This window comes from Streptomyces sp. NPDC048603, from assembly GCF_043199475.1.
Lineage (GTDB): Bacteria > Actinomycetota > Actinomycetes > Streptomycetales > Streptomycetaceae > Streptomyces.
This window is the reverse complement of sequence record NZ_JBICVY010000021.1, coordinates 95,801-103,959: the sequence shown is the minus strand read 5'-3', so window position 1 is coordinate 103,959 and position 8,159 is coordinate 95,801. Positions and strand designations below refer to the sequence as shown.

The window sequence follows — 8,159 nt, the reverse complement described above, 5'->3', positions numbered from 1 at the left end:
CATCGCCGGAGGCGACGCGACAACGTCGCGCCCTTGACGCCGACGGCCGGCACGGAAAGACAATCAGGACTGACGGGCAGCCCCCGGGCACCCCCATGACGCCGACCCAGCGAAGCCCCGGCACACCCCCACCCCCACCCCGCCCCACCGACCGGTCCCCCAAACCGGTCCCCAGGCGGAAGCCCCCCAGCGCCCGCCTAGCGGAAGCGGTCCGCGTGCTCGGTGGCCCACTGCGCGAACGTGCGTGCCGGGCGCCCGGTTACCCGTTCGACCGTGTCGACGACGGTCGTGGAGTCAGCGCTGGGAGCGGCGTACCAGCCGACGACGTACTCGGCGTCCGCCCGGGACACCCCTGTGGCGATCAGCCTGTCGAGGGCCTGTTCGTGTGTGATCGGGACGAAGGCGATGTCGCGGCCGGTCGTCCGTGCAAGGACCGCGATCCGTTCGCGCGGGGTCAGCGGTTCGGGCCCGGTGAGGTTGTAGGCGCGGCCCGCGTGACCGTCGTCGAGCAGCGCGGCGGCCGCCACCGCCGCTATGTCCGCCTCGTGGACGAGCGCGCTGGGAAAGTCGTACGGCTCGCGCACGACGCCCTCGGTCCGCACCGACTCGGCCCAGGTCAGCGTGTTGGACATGAACTCCTGCGGTTCAAGGCGGGTCCACTCCACCCCCGAGTCCGCCACGGCCTGCTCGACCGGTCCCACGAAGCCGCCCCACAGCACGGTGATGCGCCGCACCCCCGCGTCGACCGCCCGCCGCACCAGCTCGGGTCCGACTTCGGCGAGCCCCGCCGTGACCGTGATGTGCAGCCGGGTGGCACCGGCGAGAGCGGCATCGAGCCCCTCCGGTTCCGTGTGTGTCCCGGCCAACACCTCCACCCCGGCGGGTAAGCCGCCCGCGGCCGTGGCCGGATTCCGGGTCAGCGCCCGGACGGGCTCTCCCCGTCGGACCAGCTCCGCCACGACGTGCCGCCCGGTGTTCCCGGTGGCCCCTGTCACGAGTGTCGTCACAGTGATCTCCTTCCGTCCCCACGGACGCTAAAAGATCAACCGAACTTGAGGTCAAGCCCCTTCAGCCGCTTCCTCCGCGCATACGGATACGGCGGTACGCACGCCACGCCCGCAGTGGGTGACGTACGTACCGCCGTACGGTCTCGGCGCGCCCGCGGCGCGACTCAGTGAGCGGGCACCGCCTCGGGCACCGACTCGGACGCGGCCGCGTCCTCCCGGCTCCGGCGGCTGCCCACATGGTTGAACGCCAGGTTGAGCAGGATGGCTACCACGCACCCGGTGCTGATGCCCGAGTCGAGCACGACCAGCAGGTCCTCGGGGAAGGCGTGGTAGAAGTCGGGCGCGGCGATCGGGATCAGGCCGACGCCCACCGAGGCGGCCACGATCAGGGCGTTCTCGCCCTTCTCCATCGCGGCGGCGGCCAGGGTCTGGATGCCGCTGGCCGCGACCGAGCCGAAGAGGACGATCCCGGCACCGCCCAGCACCGGCAGCGGGACCAGGGCGATGACGGAAGCGGCCACCGGGCACAGGCCCAGCAGGATCAGGATGCCGCCGCCCGCCGCGACCACGAACCGGCTCCGCACCTTGGTCATCGCCACCAGCCCGATGTTCTGGGCGAAGGCGCTGCACATGAAGCCGTTGAACACGGGGCTGAGCGCGCTGCCGAGCGCGTCGGCGCGCAGGCCGCCCTCGATGGTCTTCTCGTCCGCGGGACGGCCCACGATCCGGCCGAGGGCGAGGATGTCGGCGGTGGACTCGGTCATGCAGACGAGCATGACGATGCACATGGAGATGATCGCGGCGACCTGGAACTGCGGGGCACCGAAGTGGAACGGCGTCGGGAAGCCGACGACGTCCGCGTCACGGATCGCGTCGAAGTTCGTCATGCCCAGCGGCAGGGCGATGAGCGTGCCGGCGACGAGGCCGAGCAGGATCGCTATCTGCTGCAGGAAGCCGCGCAGGAACCTGCGCATCAGCAGCACGATGGCGAGGGTGAGCGCCGCCATCCCGATGTTCCGCATGGAGCCGTGGTCGGCTGCGTGGGCGTTGCCGCCCTGGGACCAGTTGAAGGCCACCGGGAGCAGGGACACGCCGATCAGCAGGATGACCGTGCCGGTGACCACGGGCGGGAAGAAGCGGACGAGCTTCCCGAAGTAGGGGGCTGCGAAGAAGCCGAGCAGGCCGGCGACGATGATCGCGCCGAAGATGACGGGGATGGCGTTGTCGCCTTCCCCCTTCCCGATGGCGATCATCGGGGTCACGCCGGCGAAGGAGACGCCGTTGACGAAGGGGAGCTTGGCCCCGATCCGCCAGAAGCCGAGGGTCTGGAGGAGGGTTGCGAGTCCGGCGGTGAAGAGGGAGGCCCCCATCAGGAAGGCCGTCTCCTTCGCGGAGAGGCCGACGGCCGGACCGACGATCATGGGGGGTGCGACCACACCCGCGTACATGGCGGCGACGTGCTGGAGACCGCTGGTGAACATCTTCAGCGGCGGCAGGGTCTCGTCGACCGGATGCCTCTCCGCCGGTGGTGCCGACGCGGTGGTTTGCTTGTGGAACCTGGGTTGTGCGGCCACGGATGGCTTCCTCCGGTCGGTTAACACGTCAGCAGGTGACGCGGGTGTCAAGGAGGTGATGCGGGTGATTCAGGTGAAAGCGAGTGATGCAGGTGATGCAGGTACAGCAGCGGGCGGAGGGACGGCGGATCCTCGTGCCCTGACGTCGGATCCCGGCCTCTCGATCTGTTCGGGGCATGCCAAACACCCACACACAGCCGACAGCGTGTCCCCGCTTCACCGCCCCCGGTTCATGCCGCCTTGGAGAACTGCGGCGGCATGAACCGGGAACAGCTGTCCCGGACCCCGCTCGGGTCCGGAACCACCGGCCGGGGGCCGTCCCCCCCGGCCGGATTCTCGTGATCAGCCCTGCGCGGAGATCCGCGCGAGACGCCGGGCTTCTTCGCGGGTGGACACGGCGATGGCGTCCTCGTCCGCGGTGATCAGGCGGTTGTTCTCCACGATCTGCTTGCCGTTGACGAACGAGGCCGTCACCGGGGCCGCCGCACCGAAGACCAGAGCGGTCACGGGGTCGGCGATCGAGGAGTGCAGGAAGGTGGAGAGGTTCCAGAGCACCAGGTCGGCGAGCTTGCCGACCTCGAGCGAGCCGATGTTGTCGGCCCGGCCGAGGACCTGGGCGCCGCCGTAGGTGCCGAGGCGCAGGGCCTGGCGGGCGTTGAGCGCGGCCTCGCGGTGCACCGGGTTCAGGCGGTTGATCAGCAGCGCGTTGCGCAGCTCGGTGTGCAGCTCACCGGACTCGTTGGAGGCGGTGCCGTCCACGCCGAGGCCGACCGGGACACCGGCGGCGAGCATGTCCGGGACGCGGGCGATGCCGGCGGCCAGACGGGCGTTGGAGGACGGGCAGTGCGCGACACCGGTCTTCGTACGGGCGAAGGCGGCGATGTCGGAGTCGTTCATGTGGACGCTGTGCGCCATCCACACGTCCTCGCCGAGCCAGCCGGTCGACTCGAAGTAGTCGGTCGGGCCCATGCCGAAGAGCTCGTGGCAGAACTTCTCTTCCTCGACGGTCTCGCTGCCGTGGGTGTGCATGCGCACACCGAGGCGGCGGGCCAGCTCGGCGCCCTGCTTCAGCAGCTCGGTGGAGACCGAGAAGGGCGAGCACGGGGCGACGGCGACCTGGGTCATCGAGTCGAAGGAGGCGTCGTGGAACTTCTTGACGGTCGCCTCGGTGTCGGCCAGGGCACCCTCGAGGGTCTCGACGGCGTGGTCCGGCGGCAGGCCGCCGTCCTTCACGCTGCGGTCCATGGAGCCGCGGGCCAGGGTGAAGCGGACGCCCATCTCGGACGCGGCGCGGATGATCGCGCCGGAGAGGTCGCCGGCACCCTTGGGGAACACGTAGTGGTGGTCCATCGCGGTGGTGACACCGCCACGGGCCATGGCGGCCAGGGAGCCCTGGGCCGCGGAGTAGGCCATCTGCTCGTCGATGCGCGCCCAGGTCGGGTACAAGGCGACGAGCCAGTTGAAGAGGTTGTGGTCGGTGGCGAGGCCACGCGTGATCCACTGGTAGAAGTGGTGGTGCGTGTTGACCAGACCGGGGGTCACGAGGTGCCCGGTCCCGTCGATCCGACGGACCACGTTCTGGAGGTTCTCGGGGGCGCTGCCCGCACCGATGGCCTCGATCTTGTTGCCGGCGATCACGACGTGACCCGAGGCGTACTCGGTGTCGTGGGCGTCGACGGTGGCGATCGCGCAGTTCTCGATGATGATGCGCTCGACCGTGCTGTCAGGGGTTGCCGATGCAGCCATGGGGGCTTCCTCGTGCTTTCAGTGGCGGTGCGGGCACGGCAGGGCCCAGGAATTTGAGTACCGGAGCCGGGGGCCTTGACAGCTGACAGTACTGTCGCCCCGTGTGATACGCCGGGTGCCGATATACAGGAAGTCGGTGCGTGGGGGGCTACCCCGCCCCGGGGCCACTGCGGAGCCCCGGGACGCGGCGGGACCTTCCTCTATCGGGTGTTTAGAGGTTGGTCAGGTCCACCGGGATGCGCGCGTCGGCGCCGTCGCGGAGGATGGTGGCCTCGATCAGACCGTACGGACGGTCCGCGGCGAAGTACACCTCGTTGTCGTTCTTGAGGCCGAACGGCTCAAGGTCGACAAGGAAGTGGTGCTTGTTCGGGAGCGAGAAGCGGACCTCGTCGATCTCCGAACGGTGGTTGATGATGCGCGAACCCATCTGGTACAGGGTCTGCTGCAGCGACAGGGAGTAGGTCTCCGCGAAGGCCTCGAGCATGTGCTTCTTGGTGGCCTCGTAGGACTTCTCCCAGTTCGGCATGCGCTGCTCGTCGTCGGTCCAGTTGAACCGCCAGCGGCCCGACACCTGGGTGGCCAGGATGCGGTCGTACGCCTCCTGCAGGGTCGTGTACTTGTCCTTCACGTAGCCCCAGAACTCCGAGTTCGTGGAGTTCATGACGATCAGGTCCTTGAGGCCGGAGATGACCTCCCAGTTCTGGCCGTCGTACGTGATCTGGGTGACGCGGGTCTCCTGGCCCTTGCGGACGAAGGAGTGCTTCACCTCGTCGGCGCCGATGAACTTCGAGTTGGCGTCCGAGGTGGCGATCCGCTCCCAGGAGTACTCCTCGATGCGGATGCGCGCCCGGTGGATCGGCTCCTGGCTGTTGACGAACCAGCGGGCCAGGTGGATGCCGAACTGCTCGGCGGACTCGATGCCGTACTCCTTGGCGAACGCGTACACCGTGTTCTTGGTGGTGTCGGTCGGCAGGCAGTTGGCGTTCGAGCCGGACAGGTGGACGTCGGACATGTCGCCGGAGAGGGCGACCGAGACGTTCAGGTCCTTGATGTGGTGGGTGTCGCCGTCCCGCGTGATCTTGACGACGCGGTTCTCAGCTTTGCCGTACTGGTTCTGCCCGAGAATCGTGGTCATGTCTGCTAGCTCCCTCGGTAAACGGAGTAGCCGAACGGGTTGAGCAGCAGCGGTACGTGGTAGTGCTCGCCCGGGTTGACCGCAAACGTGATGGTCACCTCGGGGAAGAACGCACCGCTGTCCCTTACGCGGGGGGCGTCCTGCTGCGCCTCGGCTTGCTTCTTGGAAAAGTACGCCTCGGTCTCGAAGTCGAGACGTACGTGGGTGGTGCCCTCCGGCAGTGCCGGCAGGTCCTTGCAGCGCCCGTCCGCATCGGTGGCGGAGCCGCCCAGGGCCGCCCACTCCGCGTCGAAGCCGCTACGGGCCGACAGGGTGATGGCGACGCCCTCGGCGGGGCGGCCGATGCTGGTGTCCAGGATGTGGGTGGACACCGACGCGGTGGTCTCAGTGCTCATCTGCTGTTCACTCTCCTTCTGCGAGTCGGGTCAGACGGATCCGGTTGATCTTGACGAGCTCTCCGCGGGCGATCTCCCGCTCGACCTCGGCAGTGTTCTCGATCCGGACCTTGACCGCGTCCCGCATCTGCTCACCGGTGGCGCCGGTGGCGCAGATCAGGAAGACGTGGCCGAACTTCTCCTGGTAGGCGAGGTTCAGCTCGAGCAGTTCGGACTTCAGCTCCTCGGAGGCCCCGGCCATGCCGCGCTGCTCACGCGCGGAGGTCGGGTCGCCCGGCTTCGGCCGGCCGATCGGCGGGTGACCCGCCATCGCCTCTTCCAGGTCCGCGGTGGTGAGCTCGGCCATGGCGGCGTCGCTCGCGGCGAACAGGGATTCGGCGTCGGCGTACGGGCGCTGGGCGAGCAGCTTGCTGCCCCATGCCGCGCTGGCGCACACCTCGTGCAGCTCGGCCGTGGCCGCTGCGTCGTCCAAGGTGTTGAACCGGGTGAGACCCGGGGTCGTGCTCGAAGTCACGGGAAGCCTCCGTGGCCGTGTCACCGGCCTTGTTGCATTGACGGGCTGGGAGTAATTAACGCCCTCCGACAACACGGCGTCAACACTTTGTTGAAACTTCCGGTACACAAAAGCCGCCGCCCGGTTGAATCGGGCGGCGGCTCGTCACTCTAGGTGAATCGCGGGTGACTTTCAGGTCACCCGCGGGTGCTCTTGTTCGGGTTTTCCCGGTTCAAGTAGTTGTAGACCGTGAACCGGCTCACACCGAGGGCCCCTGCCACGGTCTCGACCCCGTGCCGCACGGAGAAGGCGCCGCGCGCCTCCAGTATCCGCACGACGTCCTGCTTGGACTTCCGGTCCAGCTGCGCCAGCGGCATGCCGTGCCGGCGCTCCAGCGCCGCCAGGATGTGCTCCAGCGAGTCCGACAGCTGCGGCAGGCGTACGGCCAGCAGGTCCTCGCCCTCCCAGGACAGGACCACGTCGTCGGGCTGCGCCTGGGAGGGGTCCATCAGCTCCCCGCCCATCGCGTCGACGAGCGGCTTGACGGCGGCGACGAACGGGTGGTCGCGGGGCTCGGTCATGCGCTGTCCTCCGCGACCACGTTGACCTGCAGCGAGACCCGGGTGGCCCCCGCCCGCAGGGAGTCGCGCAGCATCGCGGACACCGCGTCCAGCAGCGCGTCCGCCTCCCCCTCGGCGGTGTTGCCGAACGGGCCGACGTCCACCTCGTCCAGTTGGGCCTTGCGGAGGACCTCGCGAGCGGCCACCGCGTGGGCGGGCGCCTCGTCGAGATCGAAAGGCTCGGTCGTGAACTCCACTCTCAATCGCACGCCGTCAAGCTACCCCGACGTACGGAATTCGCGGGAGTCCCCACTTGACAAGTGCGCCGCCCGGCTTGCAACCTTCCATCAAGCAGAAAGTAACTTCCGCAATACGGAAGGAGCGCATACCCCTCATGGGATACACGGACCAGCGCTTCGATGTGAACCTTTCGATCCTCTACACGGAACTCCCGCTCCTGGAGCGTCCCGCGGCCGCCGCCGCGGCGGGCTTCACCGCGGTCGAGCTGTGGTGGCCCTGGATCGAGACCCCCACCCCCGCTCAGGAGGAGCTCGACGCCCTCAAGAAGGCTCTTGAGGACGCCGGCACTCAGCTGGTGGGCCTGAACTTCTACGCGGGTCAGCTCCCCGGCCCGGACCGCGGTGCGGTCTCGGTGCCCGGTGAGGAGTCGGACCGCTTCCGCGCCAACATCGAGGTTGCGGCGGACTTCGCCGCCTCGGTGGGCTGCAAGGCGCTGAACGCCCTCTACGGCAACCGCGTCGAAGGTGTGGACCCGGCCGTCCAGGACGAGCTCGCCCTGGAGAACCTGGTCATCGCGGCCCGCGCCGCGGACCGCGTCGGCGCGATCCTGCTGATCGAGACGCTGAACAAGCCCGAGTCGCCGCTCTACCCGCTGGTGAGCGCCCCGTCCGCGATCGAGGTCGTGGACAAGGTGAACGAGGCGACCGGTCTGGGGAACGCCAAGTTCCTGCTCGACCTGTACCACCTGGCGATGAACGATGAGGACCTCTCCGAGGTCATCGAAAAGTACGCCGCCAAGACCGGCCACGTCCAGATCGCGGACAAGCCGGGCCGGGGTGCCCCGGGCACGGGTGAGCTGCCCCTCGAGGACCTCCTCGACCAGCTCAAGAAGGCCGGTTACCAGGGCTACGTCGGCCTGGAGTACAAGGCCGCCGACGCCGCAGCGTCCTTCGACTGGCTGCCGGCCGAGGCCCGCGCCGCCAAGTAAGAGGACGAAGTCCGGGCGAAC

At 68.7% G+C, this 8,159-nt stretch carries 9 protein-coding genes; 1 reads left to right on the top strand and 8 read right to left on the bottom strand.

Going from position 1 to position 8,159, the window contains the following annotated elements:
• Nucleotides 1–197: 197 nt before the first annotated feature.
• The 8 genes from ACGFQ9_RS36025 to ACGFQ9_RS35990 all read right to left on the bottom strand — a co-directional run bounded on the left by ACGFQ9_RS36025 (nt 198) and on the right by ACGFQ9_RS35990 (nt 7,179).
• Nucleotides 198–1,007 (bottom strand): NmrA family NAD(P)-binding protein, encoded by an 810-nt coding sequence (locus ACGFQ9_RS36025; RefSeq protein WP_393579872.1) that lies wholly within the window; start codon nt 1,005–1,007, stop codon nt 198–200.
• A 164-nt stretch (nt 1,008–1,171) separates the two neighbouring features.
• The gene (locus ACGFQ9_RS36020; protein ID WP_393579870.1) at nt 1,172–2,581 is read right to left on the bottom strand and encodes a nucleobase:cation symporter-2 family protein; all 1,410 of its coding nucleotides are present in this window, start codon (nt 2,579–2,581) and stop codon (nt 1,172–1,174) included.
• A 342-nt stretch (nt 2,582–2,923) separates the two neighbouring features.
• On the bottom strand, nt 2,924–4,327 hold the full coding sequence (locus tag ACGFQ9_RS36015; protein ID WP_393579868.1) for an 8-oxoguanine deaminase: 1,404 nt from the start codon (nt 4,325–4,327) through the stop codon (nt 2,924–2,926).
• A gap of 211 nt (nt 4,328–4,538) precedes the next feature.
• Nucleotides 4,539–5,462, bottom strand: coding sequence for a factor-independent urate hydroxylase (gene pucL, locus ACGFQ9_RS36010; RefSeq protein ID WP_393579866.1), 924 nt, complete (start codon nt 5,460–5,462; stop codon nt 4,539–4,541).
• A 5-nt stretch (nt 5,463–5,467) separates the two neighbouring features.
• Complete coding sequence (gene uraH / locus ACGFQ9_RS36005; RefSeq protein ID WP_393579865.1) at nt 5,468–5,857, bottom strand: hydroxyisourate hydrolase; 390 nt, start codon at nt 5,855–5,857, stop codon at nt 5,468–5,470.
• Nucleotides 5,858–5,864: 7 nt separating this feature from the next.
• Entirely contained in the window at nt 5,865–6,371 is a 507-nt protein-coding gene (uraD, locus tag ACGFQ9_RS36000; RefSeq protein ID WP_393579863.1) for a 2-oxo-4-hydroxy-4-carboxy-5-ureidoimidazoline decarboxylase, read from the bottom strand.
• A gap of 176 nt (nt 6,372–6,547) precedes the next feature.
• Nucleotides 6,548–6,931 carry a helix-turn-helix domain-containing protein gene (locus ACGFQ9_RS35995; RefSeq protein ID WP_393579862.1) on the bottom strand — a complete coding sequence of 128 codons (384 nt, stop codon included), beginning with the start codon at nt 6,929–6,931 and terminating at the stop codon, nt 6,548–6,550.
• Nucleotides 6,928–7,179, bottom strand: coding sequence for a thiamine-binding protein (locus ACGFQ9_RS35990; RefSeq protein WP_393579860.1), 252 nt, complete (start codon nt 7,177–7,179; stop codon nt 6,928–6,930). Before ACGFQ9_RS35990 ends, ACGFQ9_RS35995 begins: the two co-directional genes overlap by 4 nt.
• A gap of 125 nt (nt 7,180–7,304) precedes the next feature.
• Here ACGFQ9_RS35990 and ACGFQ9_RS35985 point away from each other — a divergent pair, with 125 nt between their 5' ends.
• Nucleotides 7,305–8,138: a TIM barrel protein gene (locus ACGFQ9_RS35985; RefSeq protein ID WP_393579859.1), complete on the top strand. Its 834-nt coding sequence runs from the start codon at nt 7,305–7,307 to the stop codon at nt 8,136–8,138.
• The last annotated feature ends 21 nt before the right edge of the window (nt 8,139–8,159 follow it).